At 63.4% G+C, this 20952-nt stretch carries 15 protein-coding genes; 11 read left to right on the top strand and 4 right to left on the bottom strand.

Features of this window, described 5'->3' with window-relative positions; translation table 11 throughout:
- Positions 1 to 34 precede the first annotated feature (34 nt).
- On the top strand, positions 35 to 1519 hold the full coding sequence (locus tag RIE53_01820; GenBank protein MEQ9103415.1) for a M48 family metalloprotease: 1485 nt from the start codon (positions 35 to 37) through the stop codon (positions 1517 to 1519).
- Positions 1520 to 1526: 7 nt separating this feature from the next.
- On the opposite strand, the gene RIE53_01815 is transcribed toward RIE53_01820, so the two are convergent.
- Positions 1527 to 1952, bottom strand: a complete 426-nt coding sequence (locus tag RIE53_01815; GenBank protein MEQ9103414.1) for a MaoC family dehydratase — start codon at positions 1950 to 1952, stop codon at positions 1527 to 1529.
- A 302-nt stretch (positions 1953 to 2254) separates the two neighbouring features.
- Between RIE53_01815 and RIE53_01810 the strand changes: the two genes are divergently transcribed.
- A complete protein-coding gene (locus RIE53_01810) occupies positions 2255 to 2974 on the top strand; it encodes a DUF3047 domain-containing protein (protein MEQ9103413.1) in 720 nt (239 codons plus the stop codon).
- A complete protein-coding gene (locus RIE53_01805; GenBank protein MEQ9103412.1) occupies positions 2971 to 5502 on the top strand; it encodes an MMPL family transporter in 2532 nt (843 codons plus the stop codon). Before RIE53_01810 ends, RIE53_01805 begins: the two co-directional genes overlap by 4 nt.
- Here the strand turns inward: RIE53_01805 and RIE53_01800 are convergent.
- From RIE53_01800 to uvrA, 3 genes are read right to left on the bottom strand one after another with little or no spacing between them, the layout of a single operon-like run.
- Positions 5466 to 6638, bottom strand: a complete 1173-nt coding sequence (locus RIE53_01800; GenBank protein MEQ9103411.1) for a glycosyltransferase family 4 protein — start codon at positions 6636 to 6638, stop codon at positions 5466 to 5468. The genes RIE53_01805 and RIE53_01800 overlap by 37 nt on opposite strands.
- The gene (locus RIE53_01795; GenBank protein MEQ9103410.1) at positions 6635 to 7771 is read right to left on the bottom strand and encodes a glycosyltransferase family 1 protein; all 1137 of its coding nucleotides are present in this window, start codon (positions 7769 to 7771) and stop codon (positions 6635 to 6637) included. The genes RIE53_01800 and RIE53_01795 overlap by 4 nt, the downstream gene beginning before the upstream one ends.
- Positions 7768 to 10623 carry an excinuclease ABC subunit UvrA gene (uvrA, locus tag RIE53_01790; protein MEQ9103409.1) on the bottom strand — a complete coding sequence of 952 codons (2856 nt, stop codon included), beginning with the start codon at positions 10621 to 10623 and terminating at the stop codon, positions 7768 to 7770. The genes RIE53_01795 and uvrA overlap by 4 nt, the downstream gene beginning before the upstream one ends.
- A 155-nt stretch (positions 10624 to 10778) precedes the next feature.
- On the opposite strand from uvrA, the gene RIE53_01785 reads away from it, so the two are divergent.
- The 8 genes from RIE53_01785 (at position 10779) to RIE53_01750 (ending at position 20896) form a co-directional block, all read left to right on the top strand.
- Entirely contained in the window at positions 10779 to 12932 is a 2154-nt protein-coding gene (locus tag RIE53_01785; protein MEQ9103408.1) for a BatA and WFA domain-containing protein, read from the top strand.
- 48 nt (positions 12933 to 12980) lie between these two features.
- Positions 12981 to 13529: a hypothetical protein gene (locus RIE53_01780; protein ID MEQ9103407.1), complete on the top strand. Its 549-nt coding sequence runs from the start codon at positions 12981 to 12983 to the stop codon at positions 13527 to 13529.
- 3 nt (positions 13530 to 13532) lie between these two features.
- A complete protein-coding gene (gene hflX, locus RIE53_01775; protein ID MEQ9103406.1) occupies positions 13533 to 14867 on the top strand; it encodes a GTPase HflX in 1335 nt (444 codons plus the stop codon).
- A 155-nt stretch (positions 14868 to 15022) separates the two neighbouring features.
- Positions 15023 to 15688, top strand: a complete 666-nt coding sequence (locus tag RIE53_01770) for a CBS domain-containing protein (protein ID MEQ9103405.1) — start codon at positions 15023 to 15025, stop codon at positions 15686 to 15688.
- A 111-nt stretch (positions 15689 to 15799) separates the two neighbouring features.
- Entirely contained in the window at positions 15800 to 17767 is a 1968-nt protein-coding gene (gene gyrB, locus RIE53_01765; protein MEQ9103404.1) for a DNA topoisomerase (ATP-hydrolyzing) subunit B, read from the top strand.
- 1 nt (position 17768) lies between these two features.
- Positions 17769 to 18722, top strand: coding sequence for a glycosyltransferase family 2 protein (locus RIE53_01760; protein MEQ9103403.1), 954 nt, complete (start codon positions 17769 to 17771; stop codon positions 18720 to 18722).
- Entirely contained in the window at positions 18719 to 20056 is a 1338-nt protein-coding gene (locus RIE53_01755) for a glycosyltransferase (GenBank protein ID MEQ9103402.1), read from the top strand. The genes RIE53_01760 and RIE53_01755 overlap by 4 nt, the downstream gene beginning before the upstream one ends.
- A 27-nt stretch (positions 20057 to 20083) precedes the next feature.
- Positions 20084 to 20896, top strand: a complete 813-nt coding sequence (locus RIE53_01750; protein ID MEQ9103401.1) for a class I SAM-dependent methyltransferase — start codon at positions 20084 to 20086, stop codon at positions 20894 to 20896.
- Positions 20897 to 20952 lie beyond the last annotated feature (56 nt).

Below are 20952 nucleotides of genomic sequence, written 5' to 3'. Positions count from 1 at the left end.
CGACAGGAATCCAACTCGGTATCCCACCGCCGCCATGTATATGCGCTCCATCTACCCACTGCTGCTCGTTGCCGTCCTTGTTCTGGAGGGATGTGCCGTTTCCACGAGCCCCGTCACCGGAAACCGTCGCGCCTACGCCTATACCTGGCAGGAGGAAATCGCCATCGGCCGGGACGCCGATCCGCAGATCGTGGCTCAATTCGGCGAGTATGACGACCCGGACATGGCCCGATACGTGGACTCGCTGGGCCAGGCCCTGCTGGAAGTCAGCCACCTTCGCCGCCCCGGGGCCGACCCGGAGTGGGCCACGACGCCGTTCACGTTCCGCGTCCTGGATTCCCCGGTCGTGAATGCGTTCGCACTTCCGGGCGGGTTCGTGTATGTGACGCGAGGCTTGATGGCGCATCTGGAGAACGAGGCGCAGCTGGCCGTCGTGTTGGGGCACGAAATCGGGCACGTGGCGGGGCGTCATGGATCCAAACGGGCCATGAACCAGATGTTCGGGCAGGCCGCCCTGTTGGCCGGTGCCGTCGGTGGCCAGGCCCTGTTCGGCGGAAACGCCGCTGAAAACGTGCTCAACCTGGGAAGCGGTGCCACGCAATTGCTGTTCCTGTCCTATGGCCGGGACGACGAGCGGGAATCGGATGACCTGGGCGTTGAATATGCCAGCTTCCTCGGCTACGATGCATCGGAAGGATCCGAGTTCTTCCGTACACTCCGTCGGCTCGGCGAGCAGGCCGGTCAGGATCTCCCCAGCTTCCTGTCCACGCACCCCGATCCGGGTGAGCGCGAGCAGACCATCCAGCGGATGGCCGGGGAATGGGCCGCCACCATGCCGACGAACAAGATTGTGCGCGAGCCCTACCTCCGCCGAGTGGACGGGGTCGTCTGGGGTGAGGATCCGCGTCAGGGGTTCTCCCGGGACGGGTGGTTCCATCATCCGCAGTTGGCCTTCCAGTTTCCGGTACCGTCCGGCTTCCAGGTCATCAACCAACCCACGCAGGTGGTCATGATCCCCGAGAGCCAGGAGGCCTATCTCGTCATGACCATCGAGTCGGAGCATGCCTCCGCACGGGCGGCGTCCGATGCATTTCGCCAGCAGCAGGGCCTGACGGTCGTGCAGGCGGGCCTCGGACAGACGAATGGACTGTCGGGCTGGGTCGTGGTGGCCAATGCCACACAGGAAAACGGCCAGGTGTTGGGCATCCGCGCCCACTTCATTGACCATGGGGGGCGGGTCTACCGGTTCATCGGCGTGACCACGCAGCAGCAGTATCCGGCGTATGAATCGATCTTCGCGCAGTCCACGAACAATTTTCGGCCGCTGACCGACCCCGCCATCCTGAACATCCAGCCGAACCGGATGCAGTTGGCCACGGTGCGTCAGCCGGGAGCGTTCCGGAACGTGGTCCCGGCCACATTGCCACCGGGTACGACGGCTGAGACCATGGCCATCATCAACCAGTTGAACCTGGATTCGATGGTATCGGCCGGACGGCTCTACAAATCCCTGAAATGACCGGGCCTTATAGGGCGCCTTCGCCGGGCGGGATGAGGACCGCCTCACCGCCGAGCACCGTCTTCTTGTCGCGGTAGATGTACACCTTCATCCGGATGTGCCGGTACTTCTCGATTTTCTCGGCCACGCGGACTTCCACGGTGATCTCGGAGTCCACGGGAACGGGCCGAAGGAACCGGCACGATATGGATACCGCCACACTGCCCGGACCCGGAAAATCACGTCCAAGTGCCTTCGATATGATGCCGAGCAGGAAGGTACCGTGCACAATGGGCTGACCGAAACGGGTTCCGGCCGCGTACTCGGCGTTGATATGGATGGGATTGTCGTCGCCCGTCAAGTCGGCGTAGATCTGTACATCCTTGGCGGACAAGTGACGCGTCGTGGTGTACGACTGTCCGACTTCGAGGGCTTCGTAGGTATTCGGGTTCATGCGGGATTCCAGGTGCGAGTCGCCGCGTAACCTACGGATTCGGAACACGGCATGACATATTCGAAAGTTGAATTCCAGATGGTTACGCCGCGGACACAGTGCGGGTTACGTTGCGGAGTGTGACGATTCCGCTGCCCATGGCGGCTGTGTGATCGTCCAGCTTCATGGACACCCGACGCGCACCGAACCGCCCGGATACCCGGTCAAACCCGGCCGGGGAGCCTCTGCGTGACCTGTACGTACGCTCCTGCCATTGTGGCCCGATTTGTGATCTTCGGGCCGTCATGATCCAACACCACACCATGCCCCTGCTCCGAATCCTGCTGATTGGCCTGATGTTGCCTGTATGGCCCGGTGCCGCGCAGGGTCAAGCCAATCGCCCCGATGCCCGGATGTTGGACGATTTCGAATCGTACGAAACGGGCGGCCTGCCGGTACGCTGGAGCTACCTGCACGACCGGACCCTGCAGCCCCTGACCGAAGCCTTCATGCGGGAAAACGAACGCTTCACGGTCGTCCAGGATGGACGCAACCGGGTGTTGCGCGTGTACACGAAGGGTGAAGCGGTCCATTTGACCCTGCTGAACGAGCAGCCCCACATGGATTGGGACCTGACCACGCATCCCGTGCTGGCGTGGGACTGGCGGGCCAACAAACTGCCCCCCGGCGCTCGCGAGGACAATGAAAGCCTGAACGATTCCGCGGCAGGCATCTATGTCGTGTTTTCGTTTGAAGGCTTCATTGTAAAGCGCCCGAAGACCATCAAATATGTCTATTCGAGTGCCTTGCCCGAGGGAACGGTCGTGTCCTACGGCAAACTGAAGGTGATTGTGGTGTCTTCCTCGACCATGGGCGAATGGCAGCGGGTCGAGCGGAATGTGGTTGAAGATTACCGGGCGGTGTTCGGCGACGAGCCTCCGGAGCGACCCATCTCCATCCGTCTGTGGGGCGACTCCGACAATACCGGCAGCGAAGCCGAAGCCGATTTTGACAACATCCGATTGAAGCGCGAGACCCCATGAGTCAACCGAGCCGCCTTTTGATGGATCGCCTGTTCCACGCGCTCCGTCCATTCATCAGGGGGGTCGTCCGGTTTGCACCGTTCGTGCTCATCCTTTCCGTCGGGTTGACGTTCCTGGGTGTCCGCGCATCCATGAAGCTGTCCATCGATACGGATCTGGCCAACCTCATTCCGGATGACTATCCGAGCGCGGTGGCCCTGCAACGCCTGAGGGATACCGTGGGCGGCGAGAGCGAAGCGGCCATCGGCATCCAGAGTCCGTCCTTCGCGGCCAACAAGGCGTTCGCAGAGGATTTGATTGAGCGCGTACTCGTCATGAGCGGACCCGGGTACGACGAGCCGTTCTTCCAGCGGGTGGAGTACCGTAAAGACGTCACGTTCCTGAAGAACAACGCGCTGTATTTCGCGACGCCGGCCGAGCTGGACATGCTCGAAACATGGCTCGGTGACCGGATTGAGGAGGCCAAACTGGAGGCCAATCCCTTCTACTTCGACCTGGAAGACGATGAAGACATGGAGGCGGAGCCGGATTCCGTGGGCGAGGAGCTGCAGGCCATCTACAACGAGATCGTGTCGCGGGAATACCCGGTTTCAGAAGACAGTACAACCATGGTGCTGCGGTTCTTTCCGGTCGAGGCCTCCTCAAACATCGCTTTCATCCGGGACGCCTACAACGGACTGGACCGCATAATAGCCGAACTGGATCCGGCATCGTACCACCCGGACATGGCTGTGACCACGGCGGGCCGGCTCATGCGGCAGATGATCGAGATCGAGACCATCCAGAAGGACGTCCTGGGTTCGTTCGGATCGGGGGCCGGGGCCGTCCTCCTGATGGTTGTCCTGTATTTCCTGTACAAGTCCTATACAGCGCGGGTGGGCCATCACTGGTCCGCCCGGACGCTGGCCACCCAAATCCTCCGAATGCCCATCATGGCGCTGGCCATCGGCTTGCCGTTGGCCATGAGCCTGTCCTGGACGTTTGGCATTGCCTGGCTGGCGTACGATGAATTGAACTTGATGACCTCCACGTTGGGGCTCGTGCTGTTCGGCCTCGGCATCGACTTCGGAATCCACTTCTATGCGCGGTACACCGAGGAACGGGCGCTCGGGAATTCCGTGGTGGATGCCGCGGAGCAGACGTTCGCCACGACGGGCCAGGCCATCACCATCGGTGCCTTGACGACTGCGCTGGCGCTGTACGTCCTGGTCGTTGCCGACTTCAAGGGATTCTCCCAGTTCGGATTCATGGCGGGCACCGGAATCATTTTCGCGCTCGTGGCCATGCTGGTGGTGCTGCCGGCCATGTTGACCGTGTTCGAACGCTTGCGGCTGCTCAACATGGATGCGCGCAATCCCGACAAACCGGCCGTTGCCGCGTCGCGTGCGCCGTATCCCGCGTACCGGACCGTGCTGGTGCTGAGCCTGCTGGCCGTCGTGGCCTCGCTCGTGCTTTCCGGACGGGTCGGATTCGAGTACCGCTTCGGTGAACTGGAGCCGAGCTACGAGGAATACGAGGCCCGACGGGAAATCATCCGCGAAGTCTACAACGATCGTCGCCAGCGCAATCCGGCGTATGTCGTCGTGGACCACCCCGATGAGGTACCGCGTGTCGTGGCGGCCGTGAACGAGCGCATGCGCGTGGATACCCTGTCGCCCACCATCAGCCGCGTGGAATCCCTCCAGGACCGGTTTCCGATGACACCCGAGGCACAGGCCGTACGACTGGCCCGGCTGGCAACCATCCGGGAAATGCTGGCCGATCCGTTCATCGAGGACGAGGCGTCGGACGACGTGGACAGATTGAATGCCGCGGCCCAGACGCGTGCGCCCATCGCGCTCGAGGACGTTCCGGAATTCCTGCGCAAGCAGTTCACGTCGAAAACCGGTGAACTGGGGAATTTCGTCATCATCTATCCGTCGGTGGGTCTGTCCGACGGCCGTCAGTCGATTGCCTTCGCCGAGGACGTGGGTACGCTGGTGGGTGAAGACGGCACCACGTGGCATGCCGGGTCCACCTCCCTCGTGGCGGCCGACATGTTGCTGCTCATGCGCGGCGAGGCCCCGTGGATGGTTCTGGCCACCTTCCTGATCGTACTGCTGCTCATGTACGTCAACTTCGGGTCGGTCCGATGGACGTTGTTGGCCGTGCTGCCCCTGGTAGTCGGGGTGCTGTGGATGCTGCTCATCATGGAGTTGATGCGTGCCCAGCTGAACTTCTACAACCTGATCGTGCTGCCCGCGGTGCTGGGCATAGGTAACGATGCGGGCGTGCATCTGGTGCACCGATACCGGGAGTTGGGACCCGGGTCCATCCGGGCCATGCTGCGGTCCACCGGAGAACACGTGGCCATGGGATCACTGACCACCATGGTCGGATTCGCCGGGCTGCTCCTGAGTTTCCACCCGGGCCTGTCGTCCATCGGACAGCTGGCCGTCATCGGAATCGGGGCCACGTTGGCCGCGGCCCTGTTTTTCCTGCCGGCCCTGCTTCAGTGGTTGGAGACGCGGGAGAGTACGGCGAGGTAGTTTCCGGCCACGGCATCCCAACCGAAGGTGGACCGGACGTGTCCAACGGTTCGTTCCGAGAGATCGGCGAGCGCAGATCGATCGGCGTCGAGCGCCGAAATACGATCGGCGAATCCAGCGGCGTCCCCGGATTCCACGAAGTACCCGTTCTCTCCGGGTGTGATCACTTCCCGGATGCCTTCCAGGCGTGCGGCCACGGTCGGCAGTCCGGACAGGCCGGCCTCCAGCATGACAATGCCGAATCCTTCCATGTCGCCCGGAACCGGGATGTTCGGCATGATGAACAGATCGCTGCAACGGTACAGATCAATGAGTTCGTCCTCGTCGAGCCGGCCCAGCAGGCGAACCCGCGCTTCGAGTCCGGTTTCGCGGATGGCGGCCTGGATGTCGTCGTGCTCCGGTCCATCGCCCCCGAGCCAATAGTGGACATGGGGAGGCAAGGCCGGCATGACGTTCCGGATGAACCACGCAAACCCCTTGCGCTTCACCTGCCGGCCGACGCTGCACAGGAGGAGGGGAGAGGCGTCGGTGGATTCCGCGCTGGATTCATTCAATCGGGCCCGGTCCGCGGAAATCCGTGTGCCGCGCGCGGCCAACCGGTCCAGCACGGCATTGAACCGGTCCAGGTCCACCCCGTTGTGGACCACGGCAACCTTTTCCGGGGGCAACCCGCGTTCCACACAGGCCTCGCCGGTGGCTCCGCTGACAGGCATGACCACATCGACCGCCTCGAAGACCCGGGACACCAGGCCCTGCCAGGCGCGGACAGGCTTTGTGACATCCTGGCCATGGACAATGGCCGCTGTGGCCACGCCGTGCTTCCGGAGAAGTCCTGAAAGAGGTACGGCCAGTGCGGCCGTGACCATGCTCGAGAACACGACCACGTCCACGTCACGCCGGCGGATCTGCCGGGCCAGCAACCGCCATGTGCCGAAAAGGAACGGGACCACCTTTACGTGGACCCACCGCCAGGAACTCACCAGCGCGCGGGTTTCGTAGGAAAAGGAGGCGTCGCCACGTGCAACCTGCCGGCGGAGGGCCGCATCCAGCTCAAACGCCACGCGTTGCATGCCGCCCACATTGTCCAGCGGGCGGTCGGGAGGCGGAAACGAGTGGGTGACGAACAGAATGTTCATGGCAACACCGAATCGTAGAAGGCATTGATCCGACCCAGGATCAACGGCCAGGTATAGGTAAGCGCCTCGGCATGGGCGGCCTCGCCCATGGCCTGACGGCGCCCGGCATCCATGACCAGCGTACGCAGCGCGGTCGTGAAGCCCTCGCTGTCGCGCGGCTCCACCAGGAAACCGGTCACGCCGTCCACCACCAACGACTTGCTGCCCGTCGCATTGGCGCACACGGTCGGAATGCCCGATGCCATGGCTTCGAGGGTGACATTGCCGAAGGTCTCGGTTTCAGAGGGAAACAGGAAGACGTCGGAGGAGGCGTAAGCCGTAGCGAGCTCCGGTCCGCGCAGGTGTCCGGCAAAAACCGCACGGGGCAGGCGCTCACGCAGCATGTCACACGCTGGACCGTCACCCACGACCAGGGCCCGCACCGGACATCCTTCGTCGCGCAGGGCCGCTACCGTATCCGCATAGACATCCAGTCCCTTCTCGATGACCAGCCGACTGATGAAGCTGACGACGACATCGGTGTCCTGGAAGCCATGTTTGCGGCGGAACTCCGCCGATCGGCGGCCCGGATGGAACAGCTCCGTATCCACGCCCCGCGGCCACAGTTCGAGGCCATTTCGGATGCCGTGCGATACCAGGACATCGGCCATGGAGGACGTAGGTACATAGACGTGGCTGCAATGCCCGTAGAACCACCGCAAATAGGCCCACATCATCCGCTCCAATCCGGCCATCCGGTAAAAGTTGAGATACGAGCTGAAATGGGTATGGTACGATGCGACGACCGGCAACCCGCGCCGTTCAGCCCACGCGAGCGCCTGCAGGCCACCGATGTCCGGTGTGGCAATATGCACGATGGTCGGGTCGAATTCGTCCAGCACACTGCGGTTGTCTGTTGACAGCCCCAGGGAAATGCGGTACTCCGGCCGGCCGGGCATGGCCACGGACGGCAGCGCTTCCATCCGGCCCGCATGGGCAAGGGCTGGCGTTTCACCCGTCGGAGCGAACACCAGGACCTCCGCTCCGTGATCCAGGAGATAGCCCACCAGCCGGTTCAACGTCAGGCTGACCCCGTCGGCAATGTGGTTGTATGCCCCGGTGAACAGGGCGATGCGTTTGCGTGGCCGGCTCATGCGTCCAGAAGGGCTTTCAGGAACCGACCGGTATGACTCTCCGCCACGCCGGCCACGTCCTCGGGGGTTCCGGATGCCACGACGAATCCGCCGCGGACGCCGCCTTCCGGACCCATGTCGATGACATGATCCGCACATTTGACGACTTCCATATTGTGTTCGATCACGATCACGGAGTGCCCTTCCTGGATGAGCGCCTGGAAGGCCTGGAGCAGCGTGTGGATATCGTCAATGTGCAGACCGGTGGTGGGCTCGTCGAAAATATACAGTGTGCGCTCCCGGGTCGTCTTTCCGAGGTGCGACGCCAGCTTTATCCGTTGGGCTTCGCCGCCGGACAGCGTGTTGGAGGGCTGCCCCAGACTGAGGTAGCCCAGGCCCACGTCGGCCAGGACCTGCAACTTGCGTTGCGTCGGCGCATCGTCCTCAAAGAAGTCCACGGCATCGTCCACGGTCATGTCCAGGACGTCGGCAATCGACTTGCCCTTGTAGCGGATTTCCAGGACATCCTGTCGGTAGCGACGCCCCTTGCAGGCTTCGCATTCCAGGTACAGGTCGGCCAGGAATTGCATCTCGATGGTGACCACGCCCTCGCCCTGGCACGTCTCGCACCGGCCTCCAGGCACGTTGAACGAGAAATACCCGGGCGCATAGCCCTGGATCCGTGCCTGGTAGGTGTCGGAGAACAACTTGCGGATGCCGTCGAAGGCCTTCACATAAGTGGCCGGGTTGGACCGTGGTGATCGGCCGATGGGCGTCTGGTCCACGAGTTCGACGGTGTCAATGAGGGGGTGGCCGCGGATGGCGTCGTGCCGGCCGGCCTGGACGTCGCCCGCGGCCACCCCTTTCAGCTTGGCGAGTCCATTGTAGAGCGTATCGTGGACCAGCGTGGACTTGCCCGACCCGGAAACCCCCGTCACGCACACGAGCATGCCGAGCGGGAATTCCACGTCCAGCCGTTTCAGGTTGTGCTGGCGGGCATTTTCCAGCCGGATGACATCCTTCGGATTGATGGCGCGGCGCTCGGCGGGCACGGGAATCCGCTTCCGTCCGCTCAGGTAGGCGCCGGTCAACGAATCGGGGTGTGCTTCCACGTCGACGGGTGGGCCCTGGGCCACGACATGACCGCCGTTGCGGCCTGCGCCCGGTCCCAGGTCCACGATCCAGTCAGCGCGGCGCATCATGTCCTCCTCGTGTTCGACCACGAGAACCGTGTTGCCGATGTCCCGGAGATGCTCCAGGATGTCGATCAGCCTGTGCGTATCGCGCGGATGCAGCCCGATGGACGGCTCATCGAGCACGTACAGGCTGCCTACGAGTGATGAGCCGAGCGACGTGGCCAGGTTTATGCGTTGGCTTTCCCCGCCGGACAGACTCTGGGAGAGGCGATCCAGCGAGAGGTACTCCAGTCCCACCTTGACCAGGTACGTGAGCCGCCGCCGGAGCTCATCCAGGACCCGGCCGGCAACGGCCATTTCATGGTCGTTCAGGGAGAGTTCCGCGAAGAAGCGCGACGCATCTTCTATGGTGAGTTCGCATACCTGGCCGATGTGGTGGCCGGCCACGCGCACGAAGAGCGCATCGTCCCTGAGCCGGTATCCCTTGCAGGAGGGACACGACGTGTATCCGCGGAAGCGGGCGTGGTAAATCCGGTAGTGCATCTTGTACTTCTTCGATTCGAGGTAGTCGAAGAAGCCGTGGATGCCGGCATAGTCGGCCTTGCCGTTCCAGATGATGTCCAGTTCCTTCCCGGTGAGATCCTGGTATGGCTTGTCTATGCTTATCCGTTCGTCGGCGGCCACGCGGATGAGGGCGCGGAAGTACTGGCTCCAGGATTCGGTACGGAACGGGGCAATGGCGCCCTGGCGGATGGACAGGGCCGGGTCGGGAATGACAAGATCCGGGTCCAGTCCGGCGGTGCGACCGAACCCCTGGCAGGTCGGGCAGGCACCGACCGGGGAGTTGAAGGAGAACAGGTGCGGCGTGGGCTCCGCGAAAATGCGTCCGTCCCGCTCGAAATGCTGGCTGTACGCCCGGGCCTCCCGCTCGCCCGGGCGCAGGATGAGGCAGCGCCCACCCCCCTCGGAGAAGGCTTGCTCCACGGAATCGGCCAGTCGCGATTCCGCGTCCTCATCGTCCTTCCGCGTGGCGAGCCGGTCCACGAGTACGAGCAGCCGGTCGCGGGCTATGCGCACGGATGCGGGCTCGGTTTCATTCAGGTCGATGATGGACTCGGTTTCGCCCTTTTCGGCCTGCTTTTCGGTGGGCAGGGCGACCATGCGGAAGAATCCCCGTTTGCGGAGGCTCTCCAGCTCATCCCGGACGGCAATCTTCTTGCGGTCCGGAAACGGAAAACAGACCATGAACCGGGTGCCGTCCTCGAACCGGTCCTGGACATCGCGGGCCACGGACCGTGGCGAGTCGCGGGTGACCGGTTCGCCGGAGACGGGCGAAAAGGTGGTACCGATCCGGGCAAAAAGCAGGCGCAGGTGGTCGTACAGTTCGGTCTGCGTGGCCACCGTCGAGCGCGGGTTCTTCGAGACGGTCTTCTGCTCGATGGCAATGGCCGGTGCGAGACCCGTAATCAGGTCGGCATCGGGCTTGTCCATCCGTTCCAGGAATTGCCGGGCGTAGGAGCTCAGGGACTCCACATAGCGCCGCTGCCCCTCGGCGTAGATGGTATCGAAGGCGAGGGAAGACTTACCCGACCCCGACGGCCCGGTGAATACGATCAGTGAGCCCCGGGGGAGGTCCAGGTCGACGTTCTTCAGGTTGTGCTGGCGGGCACCCCGGATGATGATGTTCCGGGGGGCCGTGGTGGCTTCTGCGGTGGTTCTGGTTTTGGCTTTGCCCACGTTCTTGCGTCGCCTGCTCTGACGGGTTAATCGGGCCATTACGCCTGTCCCGGCACGATGATGCCGAAGATCCCGTAAAAAGCCGCAGCCGGGTTCGCGTCCTGTTTCGGGCGATGGACGAAACGCGGGTGAGGCTTGCACGTAGCACCGTCGCCATGATCTTCCTGAATCCACTTTTTCTGTTGGGACTGTTGGCGGCGGGTATCCCGCTTGTCATCCACCTGTTCAATTTCAGGCGGCCCCAGCGCGTCAATTTTTCCAGTCTGGCTTTCCTGCACGAACTGCAGAAAAGCACCATGCAGCGCGTGCGAATAAAGCAGTGGCTGCTCCTGGCGCTGCGCATGCTGACCATCGCGGCGCTGGTGCTGGCGTTTGCCCGGCCCACGCTGGAAGGTCGCCTGGCCGGGGCGCTCGGCGGTGGGCGCACCACCACGGTCCTCGTGGTGGACAACTCCACGTCCATGACACTGCGGGACGGCAGTGGTGCCTGGCTGGACCAGGTCCGGAGCGTGGCAGCCGAACTGGTAGCCGGCATGGAGCGCGGTGACGAAGTGTTCGTGGTACCCGTCATGGGGGAAAGGACATCCACACCGCTCGCCCTGTCCACGCCGTCGGCCGTTCGCGGTGCGCTGGATGACCTGGCGCCCATTCCGGGCCAGCGGCGCCTGACCGAAGCCCTGCGCGAGGCCATGGGCCTGGTCCGCGAACGGCCGACGGTGAACCGTCAGATCTACGTCGCCTCCGATCTGCAGGCCAGCACGCTCTCGGACTCCGTGGCCGTGGCGGATTCCTCGGCGGATATCCGGACTTTCCTGCTTCCGGTCGGTTCGGACGGGGAGTCCAACCTGGCTGTGACGGACGTCGACGTGGTGAGCCAGATCATTGCGGCCGACCGCCCCATGAACCTGACCGCCACGCTGCTGAATGCGGGCAGCCAGACGGTGGAAGGCCTGGTGGCGAGTCTGTTCCTGGAAGGGGAGCGCGTGGCCCAGGCCACGGTCACCATTCCGGCCGGAGGGCAGACCTCGGCTGAATTCGTGGTTACGCCCCGCAGGACCGGCTGGCTGAAAGGTCGTGTGGAAGTGGACGACCCCAATTACGTATTCGATAACGTCCGCCCGTTCACGGTGAACGTACCGGAGGAGCGACGCATCCTGTTGGCGGGTACGGGCGATGACCGGTTCCTCGCCCTGGCGCTGTCGGAATCCATTGGCGGTGAATCGGTGCGTTTCAGGACCGAGCAGGTGGCCGAGGATCAATTGGCAGCGACGGCGCTCGGCTCGTTCGACGCGGTCGTGCTGTCCCGAGTGCGGGACCTGTCGACCGGGGAACGGGCTGCCCTGTCGGACTATGTCCGCGCCGGGGGCGGTCTGCTGATCTTCCCGTGGGACGGCATGGCGCAGGCCGACTACAATGCGCTGTTGGCCGAACTGGGTGGGGGATCGATTGAGGTCCCGGCGGCGGGCGCCGAAGCCGGAGCCGCCGGAGCGACTGCGGGCGGTGCCGGAACGGCCTTCAACCGCGTGGATGCCGGGCACCCGCTGTTCGAGGGCATGTTCGCTCCCGAAGAAGGCGCGGGCGCATCCGGCATGGGTGACGATGGACCGACACTGGAACAGCCGACGGTTTTCCGGTCCATCCGGTACACGCCGCGCGGGGTCAATGAGCAGACCATCATCGGCATGACCAACGGGGCACCGTTCCTGCAGGAAATCCGCAGCGGCCAGGGCCTGACGCTGCTGTTCGCCGTGGAGTCCGGCATCACGTGGAGCGACTTCCCGGTGCGCGGCCTCTTCGTTCCACTCCTGTACCGCTCGCTCTACTGGCTGTCCTCATCAGAGTCCGTCATGGGCGAGGATGCCGTGGTGGGCACGCCCCTGCAAATTCGCGTCGCCGGAGGCCGGCAGGTCGTGGTCCGGAGTGAGGAGGGCGACGAACTCATTCCTTCCCAACGCACCCTGCCCGGGGCGACGCTCGTGGACGTGTCGGGTCCCTTCTTCGACCCGGGTGTGTACGACGTGGCCAGTGGTACGGACGTCATCCGCCGTTTTGTCATCCAGTCCGATCCGGCCGAGTCCCTGCTGTCGTTGATGGACCCGGACGAAGCTGCCGCCCACCTCACGGAATTGACCGGTCAGGACGTCGGCGTCCTGGACATCCGGCTGGCCGACAGCACCCCGCTCGAAGCACAGGTGGCGGCGGCCCGGACGGGCTATGAACTGTGGAACGTCTTTTTGGGCCTCGCGTTGATTTGCATGCTCCTGGAATCCATTCTTGCGAGCCGCTGGCGCCCGGAAAGCGCGTCCTGATGGGCCCCGGCCCGTACTGTCACTGAACGGTCCCCGATGATCAATACCTTGCACACGGTCCTTGTTTTCGCCTTCGTCCTGGTGACGGCGATGCTGCTGACCATGACGGTCGCCCGGCGTCTGCGGATCCGCGGCGTCCGGCTGGTCTGGCGTGCCGGAGGGTGGCAGATTTTCCCCATCTGGCCGACGCTGTTCATGGGACTCGTGACCGTCTTCCTGGTCTACGCGCACAACGCCCACCCCGTCATCAACCTGCCCATCTATCTGGGGTACCTGCTGGGTGGCGCCCTCTGGTTCACGGCCGTGGCCCTGGCCACGAGCACCATCATCACGGAATACGGCATCATTTCGGAAGCCGGGCGCACCGGCGATTCCGTCGGGTGGGGGCAGATTACGGATTGGTTCGAGGTCGACGAAGGACGGCGCAGCCAGTTCGTCTTCTTCTACCAGGATTTCTCCGGTGAACGTCGCCGCCTTCAGGTGCCGGTTCCCCTGTTGTACGCCGATCGCTTCCGCGGTCTGGTGCGCACCAAGCTGGAGGCTTCCCTTGATATTCCTGCGCCACACATGGCGAGCCGCAAGGCGCTGGAGAACTGACGCTTGTATTCAACCGAGTCCAAAAATCGTGAATCGGCCATCCTGGTCGGTGTCATCAAGCCCGGTGAGTCCCGCTGGGAAGTGGATGATTCGCTGGATGAGCTGGCCCTGCTGGCCGATACGGCAGGCGCGGACGTAACGGACCGGCTCACGCAGTCGGTCACGAACATCAACACGTCCACCTACATCGGCAAGGGCAAGGTGGCCGAGCTCAACGAGCTCGTGGGGCAACGCAAATCCGACCTCGTCATTTTCGACGACGATCTGACGCCCATCCAGCTCCGCAACCTGGAGCGCACGCTGGGCTGCAAGCTGGTGGACCGCTCCGCCCTCATCCTGGACATCTTTGCCCGGAATGCCCGCACGGCGACGGCCAAGACGCAGGTCGAACTCGCCCAACTCGAATACCTGTCCACGCGCCTGACCCGGCAATGGACGCACCTTTCCCGCCAGAAGGGGGGCATCGGAACCAAGGGCCCGGGGGAAACCCAGATCGAAACGGACCGCCGCCTCATTGGCCTGCGCATTGCCACGCTCAAGGAGCGCCTGGAAAAAATCGACCAGCAACGGACCACGCAGCGCAAGGGCCGGACCGATTACACCCGGGTGTCACTGGTTGGCTATACGAACGCCGGAAAGTCCACGCTCATGAACGCGCTCGCATCGGATGCCGGTGTACTGGCAGAAAACCGGCTGTTCGCCACACTCGACTCGACCACCCGCACCGTGCATCTTGCGGGAAACAAGACCATCCTGTTGTCGGACACCGTCGGGTTCATCCGGAAGCTGCCGCATCGTCTGATTGAATCCTTCAAGAGCACCCTCGACGAAGTGCGCGAATCGGACGTGCTCATGCATGTGGTCGATACGACGCACCCCCGCTTCCAGGAGCAGCAGCAGGTGGTGGAGGAGACGCTTGCCGAATTGAAAGCCGATGACAAGCCCACGCTCCTGGTCTTCAACAAGATCGATGCGCTGGAGGATGTCGATGCGCTGCATGCACTCCGGCAGGAGTATCCGGATGCCGCGTTCGTGTCCGCGCTCCGGGGCATCGGGCTGGCGGAACTCGAGGAACGGCTGATTGCCGTGATGGAAGAGGACTTCAAGGAGCGGACGGTCATCCTGCCGGTGACCGATCAGGCGGCCATCGCGCATATCCGCCGCCTGGCTGACGTCCAGGAGGAATCGTGGCTGTATGCCAGCACGGAGTACGACGATGAGACCGTGGCCGTGGTCCGGCTTCGCTTCCGGGTGGCTCCCCGGTATGTGGAAGACCTGGACAAACTCGTATTCCGCTACCGCGACCTGCGTCCAGTACAGGAAACAGGTGCCGCCTGATTTGGCCGGATTTGCCGCCACCAGGCCGCCATCGGCCCGATGATTCTGCCATTTCGTCGCGATTCAGGCACCATTCGGGCCGAAAATCAGATTTTTTGATGGGGATGCGGGAAACGGCACAGCGATTGCACACTCCAACATGTAGATTAATCCCCATGTCCGTGGACACACTCATCAGCAACTCGACTCCGCCCCTCAAGCCGGGTGATACCGTTGAATACGGACTCGGCCTGTTGATGGAGCTGCGCGTTCGCCATCTGCCGGTGGTGGACATGAACGGCACGCTCGTTGGGGTGGTGTCCGAAGAGGACATGCTGAATGCCCCTGGTCCCGATGCGCTCGTCATGACCCTCATAGGAGGCTCCGGTGCGCCCATGCACGTGGATCTGGACGATCATGTGTTCGAGATCACGAAGGTGATCATGGACCATGACCTGACCACGGTCCCGGTCGTGGACGCGTCCATGCACTACATCGGGCTCATCCGCCGCCATGACCTGTTCGAACGGTTTGCGCGGATGCTGGCCACGCAGGAGTCCGGCGCCATCCTGGCGCTCGAAGTGAATTCCCGCGACGTGGCGTTGTCCCAGATCCTGTATCTGATTGAGCAGAATGATATCCGTGTGCTGTCCCTGGCCACGGAATCCATGCCCGACGACAAAATCGGCATCACGCTGAAGCTGAACATGCGCGACGCCGCGCGGGTCCGGCACATGCTCGAGCACAACGGCTACCACGTGGTGGCGGCCTTCGGCGAGGAAGAAGACGCCGAGGACCTGCTGGACCGGGTCCAGGAATTCATGCGGTACCTGGAAGTCTGACGACCGTGTGAATGTGGGAAAACCGGTGTGAATTTCGTACTTTACGGGATTCGCCCGCGGGTCCCCCGGACTCCGCGAACCGACCCGAAATCGATCCGAAACCGAGCCCGCATGAGCCAGCCCAACGTCCCCGAAAACGTCCCGCAGCCCCCGAAGCAATACGGCGCATCGAACATCCAGGTCCTGGAAGGCCTGGAAGCCGTGCGGAAACGCCCGGCCATGTACATCGGCGACGTCGGCACGCGCGGATTGCATCACCTGGTTTACGAGGTGGTGGACAACTCCATTGACGAAGCCCTGGCCGGCCACTGTGACGACATCACGGTGACCATCAATCCGGATGGTTCGGTCACGGTGGTGGACAACGGCCGGGGCATCCCGGTCGAAGAGCATCCCGGGGAAAAGCGCTCCGCACTCGAAGTCGTCATGACAGTGCTGCATGCCGGCGGGAAGTTCGACAAGGACACGTACAAAGTGTCCGGTGGTCTTCACGGTGTGGGTGTATCGTGCGTGAATGCCCTCTCGGTGGATCTGGAGGCCACGGTGCGACGTGAAGGTTTCGTCTGGCGGCAACGCTACAAGGTCGGCCATCCCACGGGCCCGGTCGAGCAGATCCGTCCCATGGAGGAGGGAGAGCGGACCGGCACCCAGGTGACGTTCATGCCCGACGGCAGCATCTTCCAGACCACCGAATTCCGGTACGACACCATTGCCGACCGCATGCGGGAGATGGCGTACCTGAACAGGACGGTCACCATCCATGTGGAGGACTTGCGCGACCCCGCCGAACCCGTACGGGACGATTACCACTTCGAGGGGGGCATTGTCGAGTTCGTGGATTACCTGGACGAATCCCGGACGCCCATCCACGAAGAGATCATCTACTTCTCCGACGAGGATGCCGAGGTCCCGGTCGAGTTGGCCATGCGGTACAACAGCGGCTACTCGGAGAACGTCCTCTCGTTCGTGAACAACATCAACACCCACGAAGGGGGAACGCACGTGTCGGGTTTCCGGCGTGCCCTGACGCGGACGTTGAAGACCTACGCCGACCGGAACAACCTGCTCAAGAACGTGAAGGTCGAACTGTCGGGCGACGACTTCCGCGAGGGCATCACGACCGTCCTGTCCGTTAAGGTCGCCGAGCCCCAGTTCGAGGGACAGACCAAAACGAAGCTCGGAAACAGCGATGTGCAGGGCGCAGTGGAGTCGTTGGTCAGCAATCGGCTGGCCATGTGGCTGGACGATCACCCCAAGGAGGCCAAGAGCATTGTGGACAAAGTGGTCCTGTCGGCACAGGCCCGTCAGGCGGCCCGTCGTGCCCGGGAACTGGTCCAGCGCAAGGGTGCATTCGGCAGCGGCGGTCTCCCCGGCAAGCTGGCCGACTGCTCATCGCGCAAGCCCGAAGAATGCGAAGTCTACCTGGTCGAGGGTGACTCGGCCGGTGGATCGGCGAAACAGGCCCGGGACCGCCACTTCCAGGCCATCCTGCCCCTGCGCGGCAAGATCCTGAACGTGGAGAAGGCACGGCTGGACAAGGTGCTTGCGAACGAGGAAATCAAGAACATCGTGACAGCCCTGGGTACGGGTCTGAACACGGACAACGGCGACGACTTCGATCCCGACAAGCTCCGTTACCACAAGATCATCGTCATGACCGATGCCGACGTGGACGGTGCCCATATCCGGACGTTGCTGCTGACCTTTCTTTTCCGGCAGATGCGCGTCCTTGTGGAGCGCGGATTCGTCTACATTGCCCAGCCCCCGCTCTACAAGGCCAAGCGCGGCAACAAGGAAGGTTACGCGTGGACCGACGAGCAGCTGAAGGAACTGATTGTGGAATACGGTGGGGACTCAAAGCAGAAGGTGGGCGTCCAGCGCTACAAGGGTCTCGGTGAAATGAACCCCATCCAGCTCTGGGAAACGACCATGGATCCGGAGAAGCGGATGCTGCAGCGGGTCACGATTGACGATGCAGCCGCGGCCGACCGGATCTTCTCCACGCTCATGGGCGATGCGGTGGAGCCGCGACGCAAGTTCATTGAGCGCAACGCCAAGTACGCCACCATCGACATCTGACATGTACGAGACGGACCTCACCATCGTGGTCCCGGTTCTCGACGAGGAAGCATCCCTCCCGGAACTGACCGATCGGATCCGCGCTGTATGCGACGGGGCCGGATTCCGCTTTTCGGTCTGGTATGTGGATGATGGGTCGACCGATGACTCCTGGGAAGTCATCGAGTCCATGAACGAGCGCGATGCGCGATTCCGGGGCATCCGCCTGCGCCGCAATTACGGCAAGTCGGCCGCGCTCGCCATGGGTTTCGAACGGGCCACGGGCAAGTACGTCATCACGATGGATGCGGATTTGCAGGATGACCCCAAGGAAATCCCCGGCCTGGTGGCCCTGCTGGAATCGGGATACGATCTCGTGTCGGGGTGGAAACGGGAGCGGCACGACCCGCTCTCGAAGACCATACCGAGCCGGTTCTTCAACTTCGTGACGCGCCGCATATCCGGCATTCCCCTGCATGATTTCAACTGCGGACTGAAGGCCTACCGTCTGGACGTCGTGAAGTCGGTCCGTCTCTACGGGGAGTTGCACCGGTACGTCCCGCTGCTCGCCACCTGGGAGGGATACACGCGGATCACCGAAAAGGTGGTCACCCACCATCCGCGCAAATTCGGTCGAACGAAGTTCGGACTGGAGCGCTTCGTAAAGGGATTCCTGGATCTGCTGACGGTCTACTTCCTGACGCGATTCGCTTCCCGGCCCATGCATTTCTTCGGGTCGCTGGGCACCCTCGCGTTCCTGGGCGGCTTCGTCATCAGCCTCTGGATATCGGTCGACAAACTGTACTTCGGGAATCCCATCGGCGACCGTCCGCTCCTGCTCCTGGGCGCCCTGCTCATGCTGGTGGGCGTGCAGATGTTCACGGTGGGACTCGTGGGTGAAATGATTGTCGTGCCCCGCATGCAGCAGACCGAATCCTACGGCATTGCCGAGGAAGTCCCCCGCTTGAAGCCATGACCGCCGAAGACCCCGGCCCGCTCGGAATTGTCGGCCCCTACCCTCCCTATCGCGGCGGCATAGCCCATTTCACGGAGCGGCTGCACCGGGCGGTGGAAAACCCGGACGGTACATCGTCGGCGGCCGTACGACGGGTGGTCGGCATTTCCTTTTCGCGCCAATACCCTGGCTGGCTCTACCCCGGCAGCAGCCAGGAGACGCCGGTGACCGAAGGTCCACCCATCTCCACCGCTGAACAAGCAGGAGCTTCCCTGTCCGAGACCTCCTTCCACGTATCCCCGGACCTTCCTGAGGCGCGGCGCGACCTGGATTCCCTGTGTCCCTGGACGGGTCGCCGCGCCGCCCGCCACCTCCGGGACGCCGGCGTCACGGAGGTGGTGTTCATGGTCTGGATGCCGTTCTTCTGCCCCGTCTACTTATCCGTTCTGAATGGACTGCAGAGGGGAGGGGTGAGATCCGGAGCAGCAGCCCCATCCATCCGGACCACCGCCATCGTGCACAATGCCATCCCGCACGAATGGCAACCCTTTGCCCGCCCGCTCATGCGGCGACTGCTTCGCCGGATGGACCGGGTGGTCGCGCTGTCGGCGGCGGTGGCGGATGACATCGCGGAGCTCGGCGGTCGGCGCCGTGACGAGATCGAGGTGCGGCCGCACCCGGTGTACAACCAGTTCGGGGAGGCGGTGGACAAGACCGCGGCGCGCAAATCACTGGGCCTGCCGCCAGGACGACCTGAGGATTTGCCAGAGGAAGGACCGGAAGGACGGACGGGCGCCCGCCCGGTGATCCTCTTTTTTGGGCTGGTCCGCGCCTACAAGGGGTTGGATGTATTGTTGGAGGCGCTGGCCCGTCTTCCTGTGGACCAACGCCCCGAACCACACCTTGTGGTGGCCGGTGAGTTCTATGAGGACGAAGCCACCTACCGGGAGCACGCCGAACGGCTGGGCCTGGCGAACCGGGTCCATTTCCATGGCCGGTACATTTCCGACGAGGACGTCCACACGTATTTCTCGGCGGCGGATATCGTCGTGCAGCCGTACCGGCACGCCACACAGAGTGGGGTCGTGCAGACCGCCTTCCAGTTCGGCCGGCCCGTCATCGTAACACGGGTCGGGGGCCTGCCGGACATGGTCCAGGACGGCGAGGACGGCCTGATTGCCGAACCGGACGACCCGGCCTCCCTGGCCGACCGACTGGAACATGCGCTTCGGCCGGACGTGCTCCAGCGGCTTACGGACGGAGCCGGCCGAACCCGCAACCGGGCCGGAAACGACTGGGCATCGTTCGCCGAGTTGTTCGCCTCTTCCGGCCAGGACGGCCCCGCCTGCACCTGAACCTACTCCACTCTGCTGAGTCAGCCCATGCACTATGACCCCATCAAAGACCGGTTCGGCGCCCTCGTGGAAGGTCGGCCGTGGGCCATGCGCCTGTTCTTCAGCATCCTGCAGGTCGTTTTCCTGCGCGCCTGGTACGTCCGCAGGGCGCTGCGCGCGGCCGCCGAGCGAAGCGGGGGGCGGCTTCGCATGTTGGATGCCGGCACGGGATTCGGCCAGTTCTCCTGGTGGATGGCCCGGCGGTATCCGGGCGTGCGCATCCACGCGGTGGACATCAAGAACGACTACCTGGAATGGGCGCGGGTCCTGTTCGAGCGGTACGGCCTGGATGCGCGGACCACGTTCGGTGTGGACGACCTGACCCGGTTGGGGGCCGTCGGACCATACGATCTCATCCTGTCGGTTGATGTCATGGAGCACATAGAGGAAGACGAGACGGTGTTTTCGCACTTCCACCGGGTCCTGCGGCCGGGAGGCACGGTCATCATCAACACCCCGTCGGACCAGGGGGGGAGCGACGTAGGGGCGGACGGCGACGCATCGTTCATCGGAGAGCATGTCCGGGACGGTTATGGGCAGGATGAACTCCGGGAAAAACTGGAGCGGGCCGGGTTCACGGTGGAGCGCATCGACTATACGTACGGTCCGTGGGGGAGCCTGGCCTGGAAGCTGCTCATCAAGTACCCCATGCTGCTCCTGTCGAAGACGTTCGCGGCGGTCATCCTGCTGCCGTTCTACTACATCCCGGTGCTGCCGCTGGCCACGGTGTTCAATTTTCTCGATGTCTCCACGCCCAACCATACGGGTACCGGCTTGATCGCGGTGGCGCGCCGACCCTGATGGTTGTATTTTTGTCGGGCACCCTCGCCGAGGCCCCGCCACATCTCCATCCAAAC

The sequence above is a fragment of the Rhodothermales bacterium genome, from assembly GCA_040221055.1.
In the GTDB taxonomy this organism is placed as follows: domain Bacteria; phylum Bacteroidota; class Rhodothermia; order Rhodothermales; family UBA10348; genus 1-14-0-65-60-17.
The sequence above is the reverse complement of the archived record's forward strand: the minus strand, read 5'-3'. Positions and strand labels throughout refer to the sequence as shown.